Origin of the sequence: Stenotrophomonas sp. TD3 (assembly GCF_001939825.1) — a bacterium.
Taxonomy (GTDB): domain Bacteria; phylum Pseudomonadota; class Gammaproteobacteria; order Xanthomonadales; family Xanthomonadaceae; genus Stenotrophomonas.
This window is the reverse complement of the sequence record NZ_MOYM01000003.1, coordinates 572,959-594,302: the sequence shown is the minus strand read 5'-3', so window position 1 is coordinate 594,302 and position 21,344 is coordinate 572,959. Positions and strand designations below refer to the sequence as shown.

At 67.2% G+C, this 21,344-nt stretch carries 22 protein-coding genes; 12 read left to right on the top strand and 10 right to left on the bottom strand.

Annotation, left to right across the window (positions count from 1 at the left end; all coding sequences use genetic code 11):
• The first annotated feature begins 36 nt into the window (after positions 1-36).
• On the top strand, positions 37-1,092 hold the full coding sequence (locus tag BKE09_RS22285) for an ATP-binding protein (protein WP_075678187.1): 1,056 nt from the start codon (positions 37-39) through the stop codon (positions 1,090-1,092).
• Positions 1,085-1,726, top strand: a complete 642-nt coding sequence (locus BKE09_RS22280; RefSeq protein WP_075678185.1) for a response regulator — start codon at positions 1,085-1,087, stop codon at positions 1,724-1,726. Before BKE09_RS22285 ends, BKE09_RS22280 begins: the two co-directional genes overlap by 8 nt.
• Before the next feature lie 18 nt (positions 1,727-1,744).
• On the opposite strand, the gene BKE09_RS22275 is transcribed toward BKE09_RS22280, so the two are convergent.
• Together BKE09_RS22275 and BKE09_RS22270 are read right to left on the bottom strand one after the other, a co-directional pair.
• On the bottom strand, positions 1,745-2,137 hold the full coding sequence (locus BKE09_RS22275; RefSeq protein WP_075678183.1) for a DUF3224 domain-containing protein: 393 nt from the start codon (positions 2,135-2,137) through the stop codon (positions 1,745-1,747).
• 31 nt (positions 2,138-2,168) lie between these two features.
• Complete coding sequence (locus tag BKE09_RS22270) at positions 2,169-2,630, bottom strand: EamA family transporter (RefSeq protein WP_170871782.1); 462 nt, start codon at positions 2,628-2,630, stop codon at positions 2,169-2,171.
• Between the two features lie 107 nt (positions 2,631-2,737).
• Here BKE09_RS22270 and BKE09_RS23585 point away from each other — a divergent pair, with 107 nt between their 5' ends.
• Genes BKE09_RS23585 through BKE09_RS22255 form a run of 4 tightly spaced genes read left to right on the top strand, consistent with a single transcriptional unit; the run spans position 2,738 to position 7,046 of the window.
• A complete protein-coding gene (locus BKE09_RS23585) occupies positions 2,738-2,890 on the top strand; it encodes a hypothetical protein (RefSeq protein ID WP_170871781.1) in 153 nt (50 codons plus the stop codon).
• 14 nt (positions 2,891-2,904) lie between these two features.
• Positions 2,905-4,101 carry a cell surface protein gene (locus tag BKE09_RS22265; protein ID WP_075678181.1) on the top strand — a complete coding sequence of 399 codons (1,197 nt, stop codon included), beginning with the start codon at positions 2,905-2,907 and terminating at the stop codon, positions 4,099-4,101.
• Between the two features lie 13 nt (positions 4,102-4,114).
• A complete protein-coding gene (locus BKE09_RS22260) occupies positions 4,115-5,602 on the top strand; it encodes a DUF6384 family protein (protein WP_075678179.1) in 1,488 nt (495 codons plus the stop codon).
• Between the two features lie 16 nt (positions 5,603-5,618).
• A complete protein-coding gene (locus BKE09_RS22255; protein ID WP_075678177.1) occupies positions 5,619-7,046 on the top strand; it encodes a hypothetical protein in 1,428 nt (475 codons plus the stop codon).
• A 2-nt stretch (positions 7,047-7,048) separates the two neighbouring features.
• Here the strand turns inward: BKE09_RS22255 and BKE09_RS22250 are convergent, their stop codons facing one another.
• Together BKE09_RS22250 and BKE09_RS22245 are read right to left on the bottom strand one after the other, a co-directional pair.
• Positions 7,049-8,221 (bottom strand): low temperature requirement protein A, encoded by a 1,173-nt coding sequence (locus BKE09_RS22250; RefSeq protein WP_075678175.1) that lies wholly within the window; start codon positions 8,219-8,221, stop codon positions 7,049-7,051.
• 9 nt (positions 8,222-8,230) lie between these two features.
• On the bottom strand, positions 8,231-8,497 hold the full coding sequence (locus BKE09_RS22245; protein WP_014037340.1) for a hypothetical protein: 267 nt from the start codon (positions 8,495-8,497) through the stop codon (positions 8,231-8,233).
• Positions 8,498-8,701: 204 nt separating this feature from the next.
• On the opposite strand from BKE09_RS22245, the gene BKE09_RS22240 reads away from it, so the two are divergent.
• From BKE09_RS22240 to BKE09_RS22230, 3 genes are all read left to right on the top strand, one after another.
• A complete protein-coding gene (locus tag BKE09_RS22240) occupies positions 8,702-9,226 on the top strand; it encodes an RNA polymerase sigma factor (protein WP_075678173.1) in 525 nt (174 codons plus the stop codon).
• Positions 9,223-10,068, top strand: coding sequence for a FecR domain-containing protein (locus tag BKE09_RS22235; RefSeq protein ID WP_075678171.1), 846 nt, complete (start codon positions 9,223-9,225; stop codon positions 10,066-10,068). The genes BKE09_RS22240 and BKE09_RS22235 overlap by 4 nt, the downstream gene beginning before the upstream one ends.
• Positions 10,069-10,139: 71 nt before the next feature.
• Positions 10,140-12,566, top strand: a complete 2,427-nt coding sequence (locus BKE09_RS22230) for a TonB-dependent receptor (protein ID WP_075678169.1) — start codon at positions 10,140-10,142, stop codon at positions 12,564-12,566.
• Between the two features lie 60 nt (positions 12,567-12,626).
• Here BKE09_RS22230 and BKE09_RS22225 read toward each other — a convergent pair whose 3' ends face one another.
• Positions 12,627-13,475: a hypothetical protein gene (locus BKE09_RS22225; RefSeq protein WP_075678167.1), complete on the bottom strand. Its 849-nt coding sequence runs from the start codon at positions 13,473-13,475 to the stop codon at positions 12,627-12,629.
• Positions 13,476-13,647: 172 nt separating this feature from the next.
• Here BKE09_RS22225 and blaL1 point away from each other — a divergent pair, with 172 nt between their 5' ends.
• Positions 13,648-14,520 carry a L1 family subclass B3 metallo-beta-lactamase gene (blaL1, locus tag BKE09_RS22220; RefSeq protein ID WP_075678165.1) on the top strand — a complete coding sequence of 291 codons (873 nt, stop codon included), beginning with the start codon at positions 13,648-13,650 and terminating at the stop codon, positions 14,518-14,520.
• Positions 14,521-14,633: 113 nt separating this feature from the next.
• On the opposite strand, the gene BKE09_RS22215 is transcribed toward blaL1, so the two are convergent.
• From BKE09_RS22215 to BKE09_RS22205, 3 genes are all read right to left on the bottom strand, one after another.
• Positions 14,634-15,173: a DUF411 domain-containing protein gene (locus BKE09_RS22215; RefSeq protein ID WP_083663133.1), complete on the bottom strand. Its 540-nt coding sequence runs from the start codon at positions 15,171-15,173 to the stop codon at positions 14,634-14,636.
• Positions 15,174-15,289: 116 nt separating this feature from the next.
• Positions 15,290-15,631 carry a hypothetical protein gene (locus BKE09_RS22210; protein WP_075678348.1) on the bottom strand — a complete coding sequence of 114 codons (342 nt, stop codon included), beginning with the start codon at positions 15,629-15,631 and terminating at the stop codon, positions 15,290-15,292.
• Between the two features lie 25 nt (positions 15,632-15,656).
• Positions 15,657-17,942: an FdhF/YdeP family oxidoreductase gene (locus BKE09_RS22205; protein ID WP_075678163.1), complete on the bottom strand. Its 2,286-nt coding sequence runs from the start codon at positions 17,940-17,942 to the stop codon at positions 15,657-15,659.
• A gap of 244 nt (positions 17,943-18,186) precedes the next feature.
• Here BKE09_RS22205 and fdhD point away from each other — a divergent pair, with 244 nt between their 5' ends.
• Positions 18,187-19,035: a formate dehydrogenase accessory sulfurtransferase FdhD gene (gene fdhD, locus BKE09_RS22200; protein ID WP_075678161.1), complete on the top strand. Its 849-nt coding sequence runs from the start codon at positions 18,187-18,189 to the stop codon at positions 19,033-19,035.
• A 38-nt stretch (positions 19,036-19,073) separates the two neighbouring features.
• Here the strand turns inward: fdhD and BKE09_RS22195 are convergent, their stop codons facing one another.
• A complete protein-coding gene (locus tag BKE09_RS22195; RefSeq protein WP_075678159.1) occupies positions 19,074-19,610 on the bottom strand; it encodes a peroxidase-related enzyme in 537 nt (178 codons plus the stop codon).
• 106 nt (positions 19,611-19,716) lie between these two features.
• Here BKE09_RS22195 and BKE09_RS22190 point away from each other — a divergent pair, with 106 nt between their 5' ends.
• A complete protein-coding gene (locus BKE09_RS22190) occupies positions 19,717-20,598 on the top strand; it encodes an AraC family transcriptional regulator (protein ID WP_075678157.1) in 882 nt (293 codons plus the stop codon).
• A gap of 184 nt (positions 20,599-20,782) precedes the next feature.
• Here BKE09_RS22190 and BKE09_RS22185 read toward each other — a convergent pair whose 3' ends face one another.
• The gene (locus tag BKE09_RS22185; protein WP_075678155.1) at positions 20,783-21,340 is read right to left on the bottom strand and encodes a TetR family transcriptional regulator; all 558 of its coding nucleotides are present in this window, start codon (positions 21,338-21,340) and stop codon (positions 20,783-20,785) included.
• Positions 21,341-21,344: the final 4 nt, after the last annotated feature.

The following is a 21,344-nucleotide window of genomic DNA, read 5'->3' as shown; positions in this document are numbered from 1 at the left end:
TGCTATCCTTTCCCCCCACGCCCGGGAGCCGTTCCGATGCCATCGCTGTCGCCCCGTCGCCCGCTGGTGCTGCTGGCCCTGATCGTCGTGATGGCGGCGATCTTCCTGATCGATACCGTCACCGACTACGCGGTCGCCGCCGCCTGCTTCTACGCAGCGGTCATCCTCGCCGCATCGCGCGTACTGAGCGCGCGTGGGCTGATCACCCTGGCCATTGCCTGCATCGCGCTGACCGGGCTGAGCTTCTTCCTGACCCGCTTCGGCACCTACCGCATCGGCCTCGTCAACTCGGTGATCGGCATGCTGGTGATCGGCATCACCACCTACCTTGCCCTGAACATGGAAGCGGCCAAGGCCGCCGTGCAGGAAGCGCAGGGCCGCCTGCTGCGGGTGGCGCGCGCCTCCACAGTGGGCGAGCTGACCACCTCCATCGCCCATGAAGTGAATCAGCCGCTGGCGGCCATCGCCAGCAGCGCCGAAGCCTGCCAGCGCTGGCTGGCACAGGACCCACCGAACGTGGACAAGGCGCGGCAGACCGTGGCCCGCATCCTGGCCGATGCGCATCGCGCCGGTGACGTGATCGCCCGTATCCGTGGCCTGACCCAGGGCGCGGCACCGGAACGGCGCGCCTTCGATCTGAACCAGGCCGTGGAGGAAATGCTGGCGCTGTCGCGCAGTGAACTGGACCAGCACGGCGTGGCCGTGGCCTTGCTGCTCGATGCCGATCTGCCACTGGTGCAGGCCGACCGCGTGCAGGTGCAGCAGGTGATCGGCAACCTGATCCTCAATGCGGTGGACGCGATGGAAGCGGTGCCGGCTGCTGATCGTCGCCTGTCCATGCTGACCCGGCGTGACGGCCAGCGGGTCAGTCTCAGTGTGCGTGACCGCGGTGTCGGCCTGCCCGCCGACCATCCCGAGCGGGTGTTCGATGCCTTCTGGACCACCAAGTCACACGGACTGGGCCTTGGGCTCAGCCTGAGCCGTTCAATGATCGAGGCCAACGACGGCCAGATCCGCGCCGAACGACCGGCAGGCGGCGGTGCCTGCTTCGTGTTCGACCTGCCCATCGCCACGGAATCTCCCCATGCGTAAGCCCGCTGCACCCTTCACCGACCCGGCACCCATCGTCTACGTGATCGACGACGATCCGTCGGTGCGCGCCGCGCTGGAAGACCTGCTGGCCTCGATGGGCCTGCAGGTGCGGGCCTTCGCCTCCACCCAGGCGTTCCTCGAACACGAGCTGGAAGATGCACCGGCCTGCCTGGTGCTGGACGTACGCATGCCCGGCCAGAGTGGCCTCGAATTCCACCGGACGATGGGCAGCCACGGGCTGCAGCTGCCGGTGGTGTTCATTACCGGCCACGGCGACATCGCGATGGGCGTCAACGCGATCAAGGACGGTGCCATCGAATTCCTGACCAAGCCCTTCCGTGACCAGGAACTGCTGGATGCGATCCACAAGGGCATCGAGATCGACCGCCAGCGCCGTCGCGACGGCGAGGCACTCGATGCCCTGCAGCAGCGCTGGAACACGCTCAACGCGGGCGAGCGCGAGGTGGTCGATGGCGTGGTGCGCGGCCGTCTCAACAAGCAGATCGCCGGCGACCTGAGCGTCAGCGAGATCACGGTGAAGGTGCGCCGCGCACAGGTGATGCGCAAGATGGGCGCGCGCACCCTGGTCGACCTGGTGCGGATGTACGACCGCTTGCAGGCCGGCAACAGCTGATTGCAACGCCGGCCAGTCCTACTCCGGGTCAGGCAGCGTGTACTGCAGCCGGTAGTCGTGGCGACCGTCGCTGATGGTGATCTCCAAAGTGCCGGTCAGGCCGAGCAGCCCCTCGCTGCCGGAATCGGGCACCACGATCACGCTCAGCTCCGGAACACCGCGGGTCATGACGCCGTTGTGCTGCAGGGTGAATGCACCCTCGCGCCCGGCCAGCGTGGCCGTCACCCGCTCCATCGCCACGTAGCCGGCCGAGCCCTGCACCGGCGTGCGGAAGGCCAGCATCTGGCCGACGCTGCTGCCCCGCAGGTCGCCGGCGAAGGTCTTGTTGATCGACATCACCGCGATCGGGCCGTCGTTGCCACCGATCGGCCGCAGATCCACTTCAAACGTACCGTGTGCTTCGCCCTGCATCCTGCTCTCCCGTCTGATCGGTTGAACGCTGCTACTTCTTTGTCGCCAGTACGATCACCCCGGCCAGCACCAGGCCGATGCCGCTCCACTCCCGCAGGCTGGGCCGTTCGCCCAGCAACAGATAAGCGAGCACGATCACCAGCACCACGCTGAACTTGTCCACCACCGCCACCTTGGCCAGCTCGCCGCTCTGCAACGCGCGGAAGTAGAACAGCCACGACGCACCGGTGGCCAGCGCGGAGAGCACCAGGAACAGCTGGGTGCGCCCGGGCAGCAACAGCGGATTGGACCATTTGCCGGTGACCACCACCAGCGGCAGGATCACCGCCGCCACCACCAGGGTGCGGATGGCCATGGCCAGGTCCGAGTCGACACCCTTGACACCCACCTTGGCGAACAGCGCGGTCAGCGCCGCGAACACGGCAGACAGTCCAGCCCAGATCAACCACTGCGGTAGGTTCTGCACGAAGGCCTCGCTTGCCTGCACGGACATGTGCGCCAACGCTACTCCACCCTGCCATCGGTGGGGCTTCACCTGCCCGTCACCGCCGCTACAATGGGCACGGAATCGCCAGGGGGGCGATCTGCAGGGAATGCACCATGCTTGAACAGGACATCATCCTCGCCCTTGCCGGGCCCGCCGCCCTCGACCGGGCCGCCCTGCCGTGCAGCACCCGGCTGCCGCTCCCCTTCCCCTTTGTTTCGCAGCAACCTGCCCGTTCGGCGCGGCAGGTTCCTCATCGCTTGCCCTGACCGGAGCCGTCGAAATGCCCGAGAACACTCTCCTTGCCACGCCGGCCGCTACCGCGCCGATCAAGTACCTCGACCGCGCCATGGCCACGCTGCGCAGCCTGGGCCTGGCCGCCCCGCAGGACAACAACGCACCGGCCATCGCGCTGGTTTCGCAGCTGTCCACCCTCGACCAGGGCCGCGTGGTGGCCATTGCCCGCGTGCTGCAGCAGTCCGGCCATTTCAATGCCGTGATGCGTGATGAAATCAGCTCGGCCAAGGTGTCCGACCGCTATACCGAGATCATCCGCGCCTTCGACAGCATCCGTGACGACGCCAGCACCATGGTCGAACAGGTGCGCGACGGCAAGATCGACATGGGCGAACGCCTGCAGAACCTGTGGATGAAGGTCACCCGCGGTGACATTCCGAGCCGGTTCGAGAAGATCCGCCGTACGTTCCTGGAGGTCAGCCGCGATTCGGCCGAGCAGCTGCAGCGCGAATCGCGCGTGCTGGAGATGTACGGCGACTTCCGCCTGTCGATCAAGGATGCCGAAATCCAGGCGCATGAGCTGTTGAAACTGCAGGAACAGGTGCTGGCCGATGCGCGCGAGGCGCTGAAGCAGGCGCAGCAGCGCGTGGAATCGGCCGACCCGGCGGCCGATGCCGCCGACACCGGCCGCCTGGTGATGGCCCGCGATGAAGCCCTGCGCAACAACCAGGCCGAGGAGTCGCGCTACCAGCTGGCCAAGGACCTGGCCGAGAACCTGCAGGTGAACTACGCCACCTCCGAGGCGATCATGCTGCGCGTGCACCAGTCGCACGAGGTCAAGCGCCGCGTCAACGAGCGCTCGGTGGTGTTCTTCTCCACCAATGAAACCAGCTTCACCGCCTTGAACCTGGCCTTCACCACGCAGATGGGCCTGCACGAGTCCACGCAGGCGCTCAATGCGATGACCGAGGGCACCTCCAAGGGCCTGGAAGCGGTGGCCAACATCGGCGATGAAGTACTGCACGAAGGCCTGAAGGCAGGCTACGGCGCCACCATCGGCGTCGATTCGGTGCGCAAGCTGGTCGATGCGGTGGTGCGCTTCCAGGAAACCTCGCTGCAGGAGATCGAGCAGCTGCGCGGCCAGGCCACCCGTGATTCGGCCGAGATCGCCGAGTATGTCGAACAGGGCAAGCAGCGTTTCGCCGCGCTGCTGCAGGCACCGCCGAGCCCGGAGTCGCGCTGAGGTGAGTGCGACGATGGCCCCTGCCGAGCTGCAGGATGCGCTGCTGACCATGGATGTGGTCGACCAGCTGCGCTACCGCAATGCCGAAATGAAGGCGCTGGCCGACAGCGGCCATGACAAGGCGACGCTGAAACAGCGCCTGCTTGAGCTGTACCGCTCGCAGGGCATCGAGGTCTCCGACGAGATCCTCGAGGCCGGCATCCAGGCCCAGCGTGAGCAGCGCTACCTCTATGCCGCGCCGCGTGGCTGGAAGGCCTGGCTGGCGCGGCGCTGGATCGATCGGGCCCGCCTGTTGAAGTGGGCGCTGCTGGCGGCGTTCCTGCTGCTGGTGCTCGGCATGCTGCTGGTGATGGCGCGCAGCTTCGGTGCGTTCGTGCATGAGAGCAACGTGCAGAAGAACGTGCAGGTGCTGAACGACAAGGTGGCCGCGCAGCAACAGGAGGCTGCCGCAGCGCGCGCCCTTCTGGCCGGGCAGGAACAGGCCCTGCAGGGGCTGCTGCCACGTGCCACGGCCAGCGGTGAGCGCCTGCAGCCGCTGACCGAAGGCGCACAGGCCGCGCTGGCCGAAGCACAGCGGCGCTTCGCCGGCGTGCCCGCCGCCATGGCGGACCTGCCCACCCTGATCCGCAAGGACAAGCTCACGCGTATCAGCAGCGGCGGCAGCGCCACCGGCGAACAGGCAGCCGCCCAGGTGGAACAGCACAGGCTGGCCGCCGCGCAACTGCTGGCGCAGGCCAGGGAAACCCTGCCCACGCTGACCGAGCGGGTGACCACCCTCGGCCAGGCCATCGACGCCAGCGAACTGCTGGACACCACCAATGCGGCCGCAAAAGCAGCACGCCTCACACCGGACGCCGAGAAGGTACGGGCACGCGCCTACACCGGCGGCGACGTCGCACTTCGCGCCGGCGACATGGCCGCGGCCGGCCAGGCGGTGACCACCCTGAAGGACCTGATCGGCAGTGCCGACAAACTGGCCGCGCTCAACGAACGGTTGGCCCAGCTCAAGGCCGACGGCCTGGCCACGGGCGTTGCTGGCGAGGACCGCAAACGGCTGGAACGTGCGCTGGACCAGGCCGCCCAGCTGATCCGCGTCGAGACACTGGCCGAGGCCGGGCCGGCGATGGACGAGGTCGCCCAGCTGGTGGCGTTGCTGTCGCAGACCCTGGTCTACCGCATCGTCAATCGCGACGATGAGCGCACCGGCGTCTGGCGCTACAACGAAAAGGCCAACGGTGGCCGCAATTACTACCTGGTGACCGAAGCACTGGACGAGGCTGGCAAGGCCACCGAACTGCTGATCCGCAACGAGGAAACCGGCAAGGACGAATGGACCTCGCTGTTCGCCGTGCGCGTGCCGGAGGCAACCTACAACCGGGTTGCCGCAGACAAGCAGGACAACGGCATCATCGAAGACGACCAGATCGGCAGCAAGCCGCGCGGCAGCCTGTCGCCACGTTTCCGCATGCCCACCACCGGCGGCTACATCACCGAATGGTGATGGGTAAGGAACTGACATGAGAGATCTGAACGACGCGATTGCCGATGTCGAAACCGATATCGGCCAGGTGCAGGCACAACTGGCCACGCGTGGCGACCAGTGCCGGGAACTGATCAAGGAACAGGAAGCGCTGCACGGCCGGGTCCGCGAAGACTTCAATGCACTGGCACGCCTGCAGGCCGAGGCCGCCACTGATTCGCCGCCGGTGGTGGCCAGGGACCTGCTGCAGCAGTCCAGCGCCGACCTGCAGCGCCGCGATCGCAAAGCGGCGGTGCTGGCCGACGAGCTGCAGGCGCTGCTGGACATCGAACAGTCGCTGCAGCAGCGCTCGCAGGAGGCCGTTGCCACACGCGACGCCGCCGGCGGCCAGTGGCAGGCCCTGCAGAACCAGGTGGACACCACGCTGGAAGCGGAACCCACCTACAGGGTGCTGCAGGACGACCTGCAGCTGGCCGAGGCGCGCGCCGACACAGTGGAGCGCATGGCCGCCTCTGCGCAGTCGGAGCATGACGCCAAGGCCAGCGCCTATCAGGCCGACCCGATCTTCATGTACCTGCACCGTCGCAGCTTCGGCAGCGCGGCCTATCGCGGCTGGCCGCTGGTGCGCACGGTCGATGGCTGGCTGGCCGAGCTGTGCGGCTTCGACCGTGCCCGTCGCGAGTACGCCACCCTGGTCGAGCTTCCGCCCTATCTGCAGGAACATGCCGGCCGGGCCCGTGCCGACGTCGACGCGGCCCGCCAGCCGGTGCAGCAGGCCCGCGACGCCGCCCTCGCCGCCGCCGGTGGCGACCCGCTGCGCCAGCAGTTGCAGACGGCGCAGAGCGCAGTGGCGCAGGCGCTGTTGGCCGAGCAGCTGCATCGGCAGACCGTGGATGCCAAGCAGGCACAGATCGATGGTTTCCGCAGCTGGACCGATGCCGAAGGCGGCGCCCTGCTCACCGCCCTGGCGCGCACGCTGTCGGCCAAGAGCATGGACGACCTGTACCGGCGCGTCGCCGCCACCGCCTCCGGCGAGGACGATGCCGTGCTCGAACGCATCCATCGCAGTCGCCTGCGCCTGGGCGAGATCGATGGCATGGTGGGCGAGCACACCCGCGAAATGGCCGTGCTGAAGAAGCGCCTGGACAGCCTGCAGGCTGCGCGCAGGAGCTACCAGGCCGCTGCGGATATCGAGCGCCAGGCGTACGAGGCACCGAGCTACCGGGCCGCCGCCCCGGCCACCGTCGCCGCATCCTTCTTCAGCACCACCAGCAGCCGAAGCACCACCCGCTCCTCTGGCAGCCTCTTCGACCTGCTTGCGGGCGGATCCAGCAGTTCAAGCTCTCGTTCCAGTTCCAGCTCGAGTTCAAGCTCGAGTTCAAGCTCCAGTTCCAGCGGCAGCAGCTTCCACAGCGGCGGCGGCATCAGCGGTGGCGGTGGCTTCAAGACCGGCGGCGGGTTCTAGCCCTACAGCTGCCGGGTGCGCCGCTTCAGCCGCGTGTCCAGCAGTCCAACGCCCAGCAGCACCAGGCTGGTCAGCCAGCCGGCGGCCAGCAGGTGCATCCATGGCAACGCCAGGCCCAGCACCAGCAGCGCGGCGGCGCCCAGCAGATGCGAGCGCGGCGCGTGCCCATAGACCACGCGCTTGTACAGGGCGCTGCCCAGCAGATAGATCAGCGGTCCCGCCACCATCACGGTGGCGTACACCGTGGTGACGGCCGCCGCCGGGTGGTCCATGACCAGATCGTTGCCCACTGCGGTGGCGATGATGCCGGCGATCAGCAGCGCGTGCACGTAATGGAAGTTGGCGCCCATCCGTCCGGGGTCTTCGGCGTGGGTGATGGCCTCTGTGGCATCACGGCTGGAGATGCCGAAGTACAGCCACCACATCGCAATCGTGCCAGCGAAGGTGGCAAGCACCGCGGATACCACCTGCAGGCTCCAGTGCTCGACCTCGCTGAGCACGCCACCGGTGGCCAGCAACGTCTCGCCCAGCGCGACGATGACGAACAGCTGGCAACGTTCGGCCAGGTGACCGCCCTCGATGGTCCAGTCGCGGGTGTGCGAACGCCCCATGCCCGGGAAAGCGAAGCCGAACATCGGCGAGATGTACTCGCAGGCCACCGCCACCGCCCACAGTGCCAGCCGCAGGTTGCCCTCGGCTGCGGCGCCGGCCAGCCAGAAGCAGGCCGCGACGCTGACCCAGGCCAGCATGCGGCGGAAGTTCGGTGCCAACGGATGGTTGCGGCCGACCTCCAGCAGCACGAACGCGGTTCGCCCCACCTGCATCGTGGCGTAGGCCCCGGCGAACATCCATGCGCGGTCGGCGAATGCCTCGGGAATGGACGAGGACATCAACAACGCCAGCAGCATGGTCGCGAACAACAGGCCCCGGATGCGCGGCGCCTGTGGGTCGAACCAGTTGCTGATCCAGCAGGCGTACTGCCAGCCGAGCCAGACCGCGAACCACAGCACCAGCGTCTGCAGCACGCCGGCCAGGTCCAGGTGGTGCAGCAGGTGATGGCTGAGCTGGGTGACCGCGAACACGTAGACCAGGTCGAAGAACAGTTCTTCGTAGGTCACGCGTGCATGATGGCCATCGCGGTGGCGCAGCGCGGGCAGGCGCAGTCGGGTGCTCATGGAACTCCTTCAGCGCGCCAGGCGCCAGTACAGGAAACCGGCCAGCAGCGCCGGCACGGCGAAGACCAGCAGCAGGATCGGCAGCTCCTCGCGCACTGCATAACCGGCCTTGCTGACCCCCACCCACATGTTGGCCACGGCCACCAGCAGCCAGGTGGCGATGAATGCGATCAGCGCCGTGGGCAGCTGCGAGGTGCCCACGCTCCAGAGATGGCCGAACAACAGGAACACCCCCAGCAGCAGCACGCCTGCGGTGATCACCAGAATCACATGCATCCGTCGATCTCCTTGAATCCCCAGGCAGGCTAGCCCGGGCCGATTCTGCGCTCCAGCCGATGATCGTGGTTTCACTTTCCAGCCGCCGCGAACAATCGGCGCGGCCGGCCGCGCATAGCAAACGCGAACGGTTCCCATTAGTATTGCGTCATCACGCAGGGATGCCCTCCCCGCGCTTGCCCTTCGTCCTTGCTGCCGGTCCGGATGTCCCAGCTGCCTTCACCCCACCCGCCTGCGCTGCCGCTGGTGTCTTCGCTGGTGCGCCACTACGAGGAACTGGTGGATTACCTGCGTCGCCGCTTCCGCTCGCCCGGGCTGGCCCGCGAAGTGGTCCACGATGTCTGCGTGCGCCTGCTGGAGCGACCGCCCGCCCATGACGCACGGCAACCGATCGCGCTGCTGCGCCGGATCGCCCACGACGCGGCGGTGGACCGCTGCCGCGCCGAAGACCTGCGCCGGCACTGGGTCGAGCCGCGCGCCGAACTGCCCGAGGGCGCCTGCCCGCGCCCCGGGCCCGAGCAGCAGGCGCAGGGCATGCACGCGCTTGAACACTTGAGCATCACCATCGAGCGGATGCCCTGCCGGCGCCAGCAGGTCTTCATCCTGCACAAGATCCACGAGCTGCCACAGGCGGAGGTCGCGCAGCGCATGGGCATCGGCCTGAAGGCCGTGGAGCGCCACCTGCGCCTGGCGATGGCCGACTGCCGCCTGCACGCGGGGCTGCAATGAGCCGCACGCCCGCCCCTTCCGAACCGCCACCGCCATCCACCTCCACCGAGCAGATGCTGGAGCAGCACCGCGATGCCTTGAAGCAACGCTTCCCGCTGCCCAGCCCTGAAGCACTGCAGCGTCGGCGCAGCGTTGGCCCCACGAAGGCCGCGCTGGCGCTGCTGCTGGTGGCCGCCGGCACCCTGCTGGCGGCCGACCCTGCCTGGCAGGTACGCGATTACCAGACCGCCGTCGGCGAACGCCGCAACGTCACCCTGCCCGACGGCAGCCAGGTGCTGCTCGATGCCGGTACCCGCCTGCAGGTACGCCGCCATCTGCGCTCGCGGCAGGTGCTGCTGGTGCGCGGCCAGGTGCGCTTCGAGGTGCAGCACTCGGCCTGGCGCCGCTTCCAGGTCGATGCCGGTCCGGTGCATGTACGCAACTACGGCACCGTGTTCGACGTGGACCGCCAGGGTGATCTGAGCGAGGTGACCCTGTGGCGCGGCGAGGTGGGCGTGCGCGTCGACGGCAGCGAGGCCGAGCAACGGCTGAAGCCGGGCCAGCGCCTGCTGGCCCAGGCAGGATCGCTGTCGCCCCCCGAGGCGGTCAGCCCGGAGCGGGCCGACTGGACCCACGGCCGGCTGCAGTTCGATCGGCTGCCGCTGTCGGAGGTGCTGCGCATCCTGCAGCGCTACCACGACCGCCCGATCGTGCTGGATGACCCGGCGCTGGGCCCGCTGCTGGTCTCGGGTGTGTTCGATGCCGATCGCGCCGAGACCGCCGTGGCACTGCTGCCGGACATCCTGCCGGTGCAGCTGCAGACCGCCGCCGACGGCAGCCTGCACCTGCGCGCCCGCGATTGATCGCCGTTGCGAGGGTGGGTTGTGCGCCCTCCCATCCGGCAGGTGTCTGAATCCCTCCGAAGGACCTCCGCATGACCCGCCCCGTCCCGCCTGCCGCATTGCGCCGGTTGGCCCCCACCCTGCTTGCCGCCTGCCTGTGCGTGGCACTGCCCGCCGCCGCCCAGACATCGGCACCGGCCGCCGTGGAATTCCACCTGCCCGCAGGCTCCCTGCAGGCCTCGCTCAACGCGCTGGCCCGGCAGAGTGGCATCCAGCTGCTGTTCGCCGCGGAAAGCGTAGGCGGGCGCAACGCTCCGGCACTGGACGGCCGTTACACCCCGCGCGAGGCGCTGCAGCGCCTGCTGGCCGGCCAGGGCCTGGCGCTGCAGGAACGCTCGCCGGGCGCCTTCGTGCTGAGTGTGGCGGCCACTGCACCGGCACCGGCCAAGGCCACCACGCCTGCGCGCCCCGCGCCGCAGGCCGCGGCCACCTCCCTGGCCCGCGTCACGGTATCGGCGTCCACCGCACGCATGCCGCAGGGCGAGACCGCCATGCCCAACACCATCACCGTGCTGACCCGCGAGGACATCGCCCAGCAGCTGGCGCTGGGCTCGGATGTCTCGCGCGTACTCTCGTCACAGATCCCGGCGTTTGCGCCTGCCCGCGAGAAGATGTCCAACTACGGCGAAACCATGCGCGGCCGCGGCATCCTGTACATGGTCGACGGCGTGCCGCAGTCCACGCCGCTGCGCGATGGCTCGCGTGACTCGCACACCATCGATGCGGCGATGATCGAACGCATCGAAGTCATCCACGGTGCCAACGCCCTGCAGGGCATTGGCGGTACCGGCGGCATCGTCAACATCATCACCCGCAGCGCGCCCAGCGAACCCGGGGCGTTCCTGTTCGACAGCAACCTCAGCTACAGCGCCGCCCTGCCTCGCCGCCACGACGACAACGGCCAGCGCGCTTCGGCGCTGGTGGGCATGCGCGGCGAGCAGTTCGATCTGGTGGCCGGCCTGGCCTACGAGCGCCAGGGCCTGTTCCATGACGGCGAGGGGCGCTCGATCGGCACCAACGCGCAGGGCGAACTGATGGATTCGACCTCCTCGAACGTGTTCGCCAAGCTCGGCTGGAACATTGCCGAGGGCCATCGCCTGCAGCTGATGGCCAATCGTTACGAACTGCGCGGGCTGGACAACTACCTGGCGGTGAACGGTGACTACCGCAGCGGTCGCCCGACACTTTCGGTGCCCGGCGATACCCCTCTGGACCCGCCGATGAACCGCTCGCGCTCGCTGACCATGGACTACAGCGCCGCCGATCTGTTGGGTGGCCGCTTCCAGGCCCAGGCCTTCGCGGTCGACTTCGAAGGTCGCTATGGCGCCAGCCAGTGGGACCCGTGGGGCAACACCGGCGCCAATGCCGCCTGGGACCAGACCCAGAACGAATCGGACAAGCGTGGCTTCAAGCTCACCCAGAGCTGGAGCCGCATCGCCGGCACCACGCTGGACGTGACCCTGGGCCTGGACGGCCTGCATGACCGCACCCACCAGGTCCTGCTGGCCAGCGGCATGAACTGGGTGCCGTTGACCACCTACCAGAGCCTGTCGCCGCTGCTGCAGCTGCACTGGTGGCCGACCGACCACCTGATGCTGTCCGGCGGCCTGCGCTACGAAAAGGGCGAACTGGAAGTAGGCGACTACACCACCCTGCCCCGCTACGGCGCACGCAAGGTGGCTGGCGGCAAGCCGACCATGAGCGAGACCCTGCCCAACTTCGGCGCGGTCTGGTACATCAACGATCGCCTCAATGCCTATGCCTCGTACTCGGAGGGCTACACCGTGGCCGATGTCGGCCGTGTGCTGCGCGCGATCAACCGGGACGGCCAGCGCGTGGAAAGCCTGGTGGACCTGTCACCGGTGGTGTCGGACAACCGCGAGATCGGCCTGGAGTACGACGATGGCCGCTTCAGCGGCGATATCGCGTACTACACCTCCGAATCGAAGCTCGGCTCGGTGCTGGTCTACGACGCAGGCATCGATGCCTACAACGTGCAGCGCCAGGCCACCCGCGTTGAGGGTTTCGAAAGCAACCTGCGGCTGCGGCTGGGTGGGAGCCGCCTTGGCCTGGGCTATGCGCGCGCCAACGGCCGCTACGATGCCAATGTCGATGGCCAGCTGGACAGCGACCTGGCCGGCGTCAACATCGCGCCGAACCGGCTGACCGCGTTCTGGGAGCAGAACTGGACCCCGCAGCTGAGCACCCGCCTGCAGGCCAGCCACGCCTTCGACCGCGACTTCGACCTGCAGGGCGCGCGGGTGGCCGAGTTCAAGGGCTACACCACCGTGGATCTGGTCGCGCGCTATGCGCTGGACAAGCATGCCTTCACGCTGGGCGTGCAGAACCTGGCCAACAGGCAGTACATCAGCTACTACTCGCAGACCACACCGTCGAACCCGAGTTACTTCTCCGGGCGCGGCCGGGTGCTGACGCTGGGGTGGCAGTACCGGTACTGAGCCGTCGCCGCAGCAGCCCTTTCGTGGGGCTGCTGCACATGCGGCGGACCGCCAACGGCCTCAGCAATGGCCGAACAGCGTCGCCCGCACCTCGCCGCTGATCTTGGGACGGCTTTCAAGGAACGGCATCGCTACAAGGTACTTTTCGGGATTGAAGCAGTATCCGACCTCATGACCCAGCTCCGAGTTCCGAATCGTCCCAGAGTGCGTGACAACAATGGCAGCCTTCATTCCCATCAGCCCCCTGTCCTCACTGAACAGACGCAGCTCACTACGCTCACCATGCTCTCTCATCAACGCCTCGATATAGTTGACGAGTTTGATCTTTTCCACATCGGCCAATGCATTGAATGCAGCCTCGTCGTCCGTCTCTGTACTGGGCTTCAGCAGCCCTCGTGCTCTCTCGCTGCCCAGTGGGCATGCCAGCACGACAAGTGACAGGGGATCCTGGAGCATCCTGCCAGCGTCCCTCACGAACTCGACGACACGCTTGAACTCCTTCCGGACCACGTCGCCTGCGGTCTGCTTGGCCAGCAGTTGCTGCGCCGAAGCAATGAACTGAAGGTCCTGCGCCTGGTTCTGCGTCAGTGATTCCAGGAACCTGCCCGAAAGGACATGCTGGTTGTCGAGGAGATACCCCGAATCAGTACGTGCCTTGCGGAAGAAGGTTCGCATGACAGCCTCCTCGCGCGTGATGCTCTCAGTCACCGCAGCAGAATCACGGGACGCGCTCCTGCTGGTCTCGAGAACAGACAACAGGCAGCTTGCGAAGTTCTTCCACTTGTCGATTTCACGCAGCTTGGCGCCCATGGGCGACCACTCGCCAGCGTTAACCTTCTCCATTTCGATGACCGCATTACGGTCCAGAGCATACTTTGGCACAACAGCCTCCTTGCGGCCCTTGTCCATCAGCGTGATGGATGCAGGATCGGAATCCTAGCAGCTCCCCGTTGAGCGATCCGGCCAATCGAGCCATCAATGCCACTCATGGCAGTGGTGAGGAATCCTCGATTCGCTTGCGAAAAACAGCGTGCTAGCCTCGATCCACCTTCCCGATACACCTTCCCGATACACCTTTCCCATGCGCCCGCACATGCTCGCCCTCGCCCTTGCCGCCGCACTCCCGATCACCCACGCCAGCGCTGCCGAAGCGCCCTTGCCGCAGCTGCAGGCCTACACCGTGGACGCCTCGTGGCTGCAGCCGATGGCACCGCTGCAGATCGCCGACCACACCTGGCAGATCGGCACCGAGGACCTGACCGCGCTGCTGGTGCAGACTGCCGACGGCGCGGTGCTGCTCGACGGCGGCATGCCGCAGATGGCCAGCCACCTCATCAGCAACATGAAGGTGCGCGGCGTGGCGCCGCAGGACCTGCGCTTGATCCTGCTCAGCCACGCACACGCCGACCATGCCGGGCCGGTGGCGGAGCTGAAGCGCCGTACCGGTGCGAAAATAGCGGCCAACGCCGAATCAGCGGTGCTTCTCGCACGCGGCGGCAGCAACGACCTGCACTTCGGTGATGACATCACTTATCCGCCAGCCAATGTCGACCGCATCATCATGGATGGCGAGGTGGTCACGGTGGGCGGCATCACGTTCACCGCGCACTTCATGCCTGGCCACACCCCGGGCAGCACCGCCTGGACCTGGACCGATACCCGCGATGGCAAGCCGGTGCGCATCGCCTATGCCGACAGCCTGAGTGCACCGGGTTACAAGCTGCAGGAGAACGCCCGCTATCCGCGCCTGGTCGAGGACTACCGACGCAGCTTCGCTACGGTGCGCGGCCTTCCCTGCGACCTGTTGCTGACCCCGCACCCGGGCGCCAGCAATTGGGACTACGCCGCGGGTGCCAAGGCCGGTGCCAAGGCGCTGACCTGCAAGGCCTACGCGGATGCGGCCGAACAGAAGTTCGACGCCCAGCTGGCCAAGGAAGTCGCTGGGGCCCGCTGATTCTGTAGCGTCGAGCAGAGCAGTCGAGCACGGCTCGACTCTACAAAAAGCAAGCCGAGGGTGGGCTCGGCTCTCCGAAGGGTGCCGGTCAGGACGACCGGCACCCGCGACTGTCAGCCGCCCTGCCCGTGCTGGGCAAACGGCTCGGTGCTGCCATCGGTGCGCACCAGCTCGACGGTATACGGCTGCACGTAGCCGTCCGGCATTTCCATGCCCGGCGAGCCGGCCGGCATGCCGGGCAGCACCAGCCCGCGCGCGGCCGGGCGCTGGGCCAGCAGTCGCTTGATGTCTTCGGCCGGAATGTGGCCCTCGACCACATAGCCGCCGATCTCGGCGGTATGGCAGGAAGCCTTGCCGACCGGAACACCCAGACGAACCTTGATCGGGTTCATGTCATCGGTGTCGCGCACGTCCACCTGGAAGCCGGCGGCCTTCAAGTGGTCGACCCAGATGCCACAGCAGCCACAGCTGGCGGTCTTGTGCACAATGGCCACCGGCAAGGCCGGATCGACCTTGGCCGGGCTGGCCTGGATCGGTGCCACCGGTGCCGCGCTGGCGACCGGTGCGGCGGAGGATTCTTCAGCGGCACGTGCGCAGGCGGTCGTGGCCAACACAGTGCCCAGCAGCAGGCCGAGGGAGAGAGTACGGTTCATTGAGTGATTCCTTTGCAGAGGCGGGCAACGCAGCCCGCCGCCCGCGCATCGAAGTCGCAGGCAGAGTCGAGAAAAAGTCGAACAGTCATGGCTGGCGCTAGAGCGCCTGCAGGGAATCACCCGATGGGGGGCCGCAACGGGTCCGGCATCGGCGGCGATGCGCGTTGCTGGGAACGGGCGGCTACAGGCGCCTCGCGCCACGGCGAGGCCGGCGTTCCATTCGACGTTGCCAGCATGCCGAGGCAGGCAGGGGGGCATTCACACTCACCACTCTTGCAGGCCATCGGGGCCGCATCATCGCAGCAGCCGACTGCCGCCATCGCGGCCGCGTGCGGTGCAGCGCAGTGATCCTGGTTGGCCGACCCGCTGTACGAAGACGAGGCAAGCGCCAGCGCCGGTGCATTCAGCACCAGGGCGACAAGCAGCATCCAACGCAGCAGCAGATCAGGCAGGTTCACCCGCCGATGATAGCCGATGCGCGCGTCACGCAATCGCCGCCGCCATTGCACTCATCCGCACCGGAATCGACTTGGCGGCGGGTGTGCCGCTGATCCGGTCGTAGTAGTCCAGCGGTAGCAACGGGTTCAGTTCGGGGTAGTAACCGGCCAGCGCGCCGCGCGGCATCGGGTAGTCCAGCACGGTCAGGCCCTCGATGCGCCGCTGCACACCATCGCCGCTGATCGTCTCCAGGCTGACCAGCGCCTCCTTCTCCAGACCGCGCGCCAGCCGGTCCTCGATGTTCATGAACAGCACCATGCGATCGTTGTACACGCCGCGATAGCGATCGTTGTAGCTGTAGATGGTGGTGTTGTACTGATCGTGCGAGCGCACAGTGGCCAGACGCAGCATGTCCGGATCATGTACGGGATCGTCCACGTCCAGGCCCGGCATCACCAGGATGTTGGCCTTGCCATTGGGTGTAGGCCAGACGCGGCGGCGCGGCGGAATGTCCAGGTGGAAGCCATGCGGCTGCTGGATGCGCTCGTTGAAACCGGTGTAGATCTCCGGGTACACGGCCGCGATCAGCTCACGGATGGGGGCGTAATCGTGCATGCAGCCTGCCCAGTCGACCTTGCTGCGTGGCAGCGCGGTCATCGCCATGCGGCAGACGATCTCGACCTCGGGCAACACATCGGCGCTGACCGGTTCGAGCACGCCGCGCGAGGCGGTCACGTTCGACATCGCGTCTTCGATGGTGACGAACTGCTCGCCGGCCGGCGTGACGATGCGCTCCGAGCGCGCCACCACCGGCAGGATCAGCGCATCGCGGCCATGAACCAGATGACCTCGGTTGAGCTTGGTGGCGATGCCCACGGTCAGGTCCAGCCCACGCATCGCTTCGTATGCGCGCGGCGTATCGGGCACCGCATGGATGAAGTTGCCACCCAGGCCGATGAACACCTTGGCACTACCCTCCAGCATCGCCTCGATCGACTCGACCACATGATGGCCGTGCTCACGCGGCGGATCGAAGCCGAACACCTGCTGCACGCGATCCAGGTAGGCCGGCTTGGGCTTCTCGTCGATGCCGACGGTGCGGTCGCCCTGCACATTGGAATGCCCACGGATCGGCCCGATGCCAGCACCGGGCTTGCCGAAGTTGCCGCGCAGCATCAGCAGGTTCGCGACCTGCTGCAGCAGGCGCGAGCCGTACTGGTGCTGGGTCAGGCCCATGCCGTAGCAGATCACGGTGGCCTTGGAACGGATGTAGATCTCCGCACAGCGACGGATCTGCGCCTGCGAAATGCCGGACACCTGCACGATCTGGTCCCAGTCCTGCGCCAGCACGTCCTCGCGCAGCGCCTCCAGGCCCACCGTGTGTTCTGACAGGAACGCATGGTCGAGCACACGCTCGCCCTGCGCTTCGCGCTCGAACATCACCTTCATCATGCCCTTGATCAGGGCCAGGTCGCCGCCGATGCGGATGTGCACGAACTCGCTGGTGATCTCGGTCGAACCAAACGTGGCCATCTGCACCACATCCTGCGGTTCGGCGAAACGGATCAGCGCGCGCTCTGGCATCGGATTGACCGCCACGATCGGGATGCCGCGTTTGCGCGCCTCGACCAGGTTGCTCATCATCCGCGGCGAATTGGTGCCGGTGTTCTGGCCGATCACGAAGATCGCCTCGGCATGCTCGAAATCCTGCAGCACGATGGTGCCCTTGCCCACGCCGATGGCCGGCGGCAGGCCGCGGCTGGTCGGCTCGTGGCACATGTTCGAGCAGTCCGGGAAGTTGTTGGTGCCGAACTCGCGCACGAAGATCGAGTACAGGAACGCGGCTTCGTTGGGCGTGCGACCGGAGGTGTAGAACTCGGCCTGGTGCGGGCTGTCCAGCGCCTGCAAGTGGCGGCCGATCAGCGCGAAGGCATCATCCCAGCTGCACGGCACATAGTGGTCAGTCGCCGCGTCGTAGCGCATCGGCTCGGTCAGCCGACCCTGCATCTCCAGCCAGTAGTCGGTCTGCGCCATCAGTTCGGTCACGTTGTGCTGGGCGAAGAGCTCACGACCGGCACGGAACTGGGTGGCTTCCCACGCCAGTGCCTTCGCGCCGTTCTCGCAGAACTCCAGCTTCTTGCGTTCGTCGGCGTCGGGGAACGCGCAGCTGGGGCACTTGAAGCCACCGGGCTGGTTCATCGCCAGCAACGCCTTCGACCCCTTGCCGATCACGCTCTGCTGCAGCAGCACCTTGGCGGTGGCGCCGGCGGCACCCCAGCCACCGGCGGGCTGGTTGTAGGGCTTGTAACGCGGCGGCTTCTGCTCGGACATGTTCGGGAACCTGGCGGGAGGAACGCAGCAACGAACGGCACAACGCCGGCCAGCGGTGGTTTCAACTGCGTGGCCAGCCCCACAGTCAAGCACGGCCCACGCTGCTTCGCCAGAGGGGGCGGGCTGTTTTCAACACACGCTGCCATGGCAACGGTTACAGCCGCGTCTGCGAGCGACCACTGCGCTATTCTCGAAACCGCAGGCGGTGGCCCGCCCGCGTTTCTCCCTTGCCCGGACGCGTTGCATGCCTGATTCGATCCCGCCGCATACCCCGCCTGCCGGCACGGCCCAGCGCCCGTTGCAGCGCTGGCGCAACGAGGGGCACCAGCAGCAGGTCGACGTGGTGGCCGAAGAAGTACCGGTGGCGCTGCGCTACAACGGCGCTGCCTTCGCGGTGATGATGGCCACCCCGTGCGACCTGGAAGATTTCGCACTCGGTTTTTCGCTCAGCGAAGGGTTGATCGACGCCCCCGCACAGCTGCTGTCGATCGACATCCGCCCGCAACTGGAAGGCATCGAACTACAGATGACCGTGGCCGACGAGGCGCCCGGCGCCGACCTGGACCCGGCCAATGGGCGCCTGCTGCCCGGTCGTGGTGGCTGTGGCCTGTGTGGCACGCGCCAGCTGGAAGAAGTGCTGCGCCCGTTACCGCAGATCCGCGAGCGCCGCACCTATCCGCATGCCGCGTTGCAGCGGGCACTGGCCACGCTGGCACAACATCAACCGATGAATGCGGTAAGCGGCTCCACCCACGCAGCGGCCTGGGCCGATGCCAGCGGGCGGATCGGCTGGGTGCGCGAGGACGTCGGTCGCCACAATGCGCTGGACAAGCTGATCGGCGCGCTGCACCACAACGAACACGCCATCGACGGTGGCCTGCTGGTGATTTCCAGCCGCGCCAGCTACGAGATGGTCAGCAAGGCGGTGCGCGCCGGCGCCAGCGTGCTGGCCGCGGTGTCGGCGCCGACCGCGCTGGCGATCGACCTGGCCCGCAGCGCCGGCCTGTGCCTGGTCGGGTTCGCGCGGGAGAGCGGGTTCAATGTGTATACCCATCCCGAACGGCTTCGGCCGGACGACGGCCACGACAGCTGAGAACGGCCGGGAGCAAGGCGCTCCCGGCCTGATACATCTCAGCGCAGGGCCACCTTCGGGAAGTCCACCGGCACGTCGAACGCAACGTTGACGTAGTTGGTGAACAGGTTGAGCGCCACATGCGCGAGGATCTCCACGATCTGCTCATCATCGAAGCCCGCCGCACGCAGCGCCTGCACGTCGCCGTCGGCGATCTGTGCACGCTGCTCGACCACATTCAGCGCGAAGTCGAGCGCCGCCGAAGTAGCCGGATCGCTGGACTGGCCGATCTGCGCGGCAGCCATCTGCTCGCTGCTGGCACCGGCCTTGCGGCCCAGCGCGGTATGTGCGGCGAGGCAATACTCGCAGGCATTGCGGTTGGCGATGGCTACCGCGATCTGCTCGCCCAGCAGCGGCGACAGGCGACCGCCGCCCAGTGCGCCGAACGAACCCCACATGCTCTGCAGCGCGGCCGGCGAATTGGCCACGGCGCGGAACATGGCCGGGGTGGCGCCGAAGGCGGCGTGGACCTGGCCCAGCAGGGCCTGGCGGTCGGCGGTGGTGTTGGCGGCATCGATCAGGGGGACACGGGACATGGTGGATCTCCTTGGAAAAGCGCCCGGGATTGGACGACCCGCTCATCCTAGGTAGACTCCGTGGACGAATCATGCGTAATTCGCCACACATGTTGTCCATTCATCCATGACCCTACCCACCGACACTTCAGCACCCGACCGCCTCTCCTCCCTGCTGGAACGCTTCCGGGTACAGGCCGCGCTGTTTCACAGCGGTCCGCTGTGCGGGCGCCATGTCTTCGAGCCGCAGCCCGGTCGTGCGTTCCTGCACATCCTGCGCCAGGGTGAAATGGAGGTTCGTCATCCCGACGGCGATATCGCGCTGCCCCGGTTGAAGATCGACACACCCAGCCTGCTGCTGTATCCGCAGCCGCTGCACCATGTGTTCTTCAATGCACCGCTGGATGGCCCGGATTTCACCTGCGCCACGCTGGATTTCGATGGCGGCGCGCGCAATCCGATCGTGCAGTCACTGCCGCCGGTGATGGTGGTACCGCTGGCCGCGATCGGCGAACTGGATGACACCCTGCACCTGCTGTTCGCCGAGGCCGATCGCCAGCGCTGCGGGTCACGGCTGCTGACCAACCGCCTGTTCGAGGTGGCGCTGATCCAGGTCCTGCGCTGGGTGGTGGACCACCCGGATGCAGCCGGCGTCAGTCATGGGCTGATGCGCGGGCTGTCCGATGCGCGGCTGGCCCGTACGCTGGTGGCGATGCACCAGGCGCCGCAGGACGAATGGACGCTGCCGCGGATGGCCGCGACCGCCGGCATGTCACGCAGCGCGTTCGCGGCGGTGTTCAAGGACGTGATGCAGGCAACGCCGGCCAGCTATCTGCTCGACTGGCGGCTGAGCCTGGCCTGCGCGCAGTTGCGGGCAGGCGTGGCGGTCAAGCAGGTGGCGATCGAGGTGGGGTTTGCCGATACCGCGTCGCTGTCGAAAGCATTCCGCAAGCGATTGGGGGCTTCGCCACGGGCGTGGTTGGCCGCGAGCGCAGCGCAGGCTGGGTAATGGGTGAGGGGTAGAGTCGATCGCGGGTCGACTATCGCGCGACGCGCGGGGGTTTCGTTGTCTGACCGAAGGGCAGTCGACTGACAGTCTACCCTACCGAAGCGGCATTTTCGTGCCCTGACCGAAGGGCAGCCGACCAGCGGTCGGCTCTTCCACGGGCGATGTCTGCGCACCGGCTGGCCGCTCAACTGGACGTTCCGTCATTCTTTGCCAACAACCCGGCGATGCGTTCGGCAACCTGGGCGCGCACGCTTTCATCCAGCTGCCCTTCGTACATCGCCTCGTAGATCCACAGGCCATCGGCGGCCAGCCGTGCCACGAAATTGTCGAGCGCGGCCGGGTCATTCTGCCCGGCCGACGGCGGCAACGGCGCCCAACGCCGTACCGCCGGGCCCCAAGGACGCTCATCAGCGTCAGGGTCGGCCGATTCGAGCATGAACATCAGTTCGGCACGGGTAGCGCTCTGTGCCGAGACGCGCACGAAGGTCTGGTAACGCTCAAGCGCCGAGGCTTCGTCCGCGCGCTTGCCCAGCAGCGTTTCCATCGACGTCTCCCAGGCCTGCACCAGGTGCTCGTCGATGCCACGCAGCAGCGCCTCGCGCGACGGGAAGTGGTACAGCAGGCCGCCACGGGTCAGCTTGGCCTCGGCCGCCACCGACTCGAAGGTCACCGCACGCACGCCGTCACGATTGATTACGTTGACGGCGGCGTCGAGGATGCGGTCGCGCTTGCTGGTTCTCATCGCC

Coding starts and splice junctions, on each gene's coding strand:
- BKE09_RS22285 (WP_075678187.1), top strand. CDS start 37: ATGCCATCGCTGTCGCCCCGTCGCCCGCTGGTGCTGCTGGCCCTGATC.
- BKE09_RS22280 (WP_075678185.1), top strand. CDS start 1,085: ATGCGTAAGCCCGCTGCACCCTTCACCGACCCGGCACCCATCGTCTAC.
- BKE09_RS22275 (WP_075678183.1), bottom strand. CDS start 2,137: ATGCAGGGCGAAGCACACGGTACGTTTGAAGTGGATCTGCGGCCGATC.
- BKE09_RS22270 (WP_170871782.1), bottom strand. CDS start 2,630: ATGTCCGTGCAGGCAAGCGAGGCCTTCGTGCAGAACCTACCGCAGTGG.
- BKE09_RS23585 (WP_170871781.1), top strand. CDS start 2,738: ATGCTTGAACAGGACATCATCCTCGCCCTTGCCGGGCCCGCCGCCCTC.
- BKE09_RS22265 (WP_075678181.1), top strand. CDS start 2,905: ATGCCCGAGAACACTCTCCTTGCCACGCCGGCCGCTACCGCGCCGATC.
- BKE09_RS22260 (WP_075678179.1), top strand. CDS start 4,115: ATGGCCCCTGCCGAGCTGCAGGATGCGCTGCTGACCATGGATGTGGTC.
- BKE09_RS22255 (WP_075678177.1), top strand. CDS start 5,619: ATGAGAGATCTGAACGACGCGATTGCCGATGTCGAAACCGATATCGGC.
- BKE09_RS22250 (WP_075678175.1), bottom strand. CDS start 8,221: ATGAGCACCCGACTGCGCCTGCCCGCGCTGCGCCACCGCGATGGCCAT.
- BKE09_RS22245 (WP_014037340.1), bottom strand. CDS start 8,497: ATGCATGTGATTCTGGTGATCACCGCAGGCGTGCTGCTGCTGGGGGTG.
- BKE09_RS22240 (WP_075678173.1), top strand. CDS start 8,702: ATGTCCCAGCTGCCTTCACCCCACCCGCCTGCGCTGCCGCTGGTGTCT.
- BKE09_RS22235 (WP_075678171.1), top strand. CDS start 9,223: ATGAGCCGCACGCCCGCCCCTTCCGAACCGCCACCGCCATCCACCTCC.
- BKE09_RS22230 (WP_075678169.1), top strand. CDS start 10,140: ATGACCCGCCCCGTCCCGCCTGCCGCATTGCGCCGGTTGGCCCCCACC.
- BKE09_RS22225 (WP_075678167.1), bottom strand. CDS start 13,475: ATGGACAAGGGCCGCAAGGAGGCTGTTGTGCCAAAGTATGCTCTGGAC.
- blaL1 (WP_075678165.1), top strand. CDS start 13,648: ATGCGCCCGCACATGCTCGCCCTCGCCCTTGCCGCCGCACTCCCGATC.
- BKE09_RS22215 (WP_083663133.1), bottom strand. CDS start 15,173: ATGAACCGTACTCTCTCCCTCGGCCTGCTGCTGGGCACTGTGTTGGCC.
- BKE09_RS22205 (WP_075678163.1), bottom strand. CDS start 17,942: ATGTCCGAGCAGAAGCCGCCGCGTTACAAGCCCTACAACCAGCCCGCC.
- fdhD (WP_075678161.1), top strand. CDS start 18,187: ATGCCTGATTCGATCCCGCCGCATACCCCGCCTGCCGGCACGGCCCAG.
- BKE09_RS22195 (WP_075678159.1), bottom strand. CDS start 19,610: ATGTCCCGTGTCCCCCTGATCGATGCCGCCAACACCACCGCCGACCGC.
- BKE09_RS22190 (WP_075678157.1), top strand. CDS start 19,717: ATGACCCTACCCACCGACACTTCAGCACCCGACCGCCTCTCCTCCCTG.
- BKE09_RS22185 (WP_075678155.1), bottom strand. CDS start 21,340: ATGAGAACCAGCAAGCGCGACCGCATCCTCGACGCCGCCGTCAACGTA.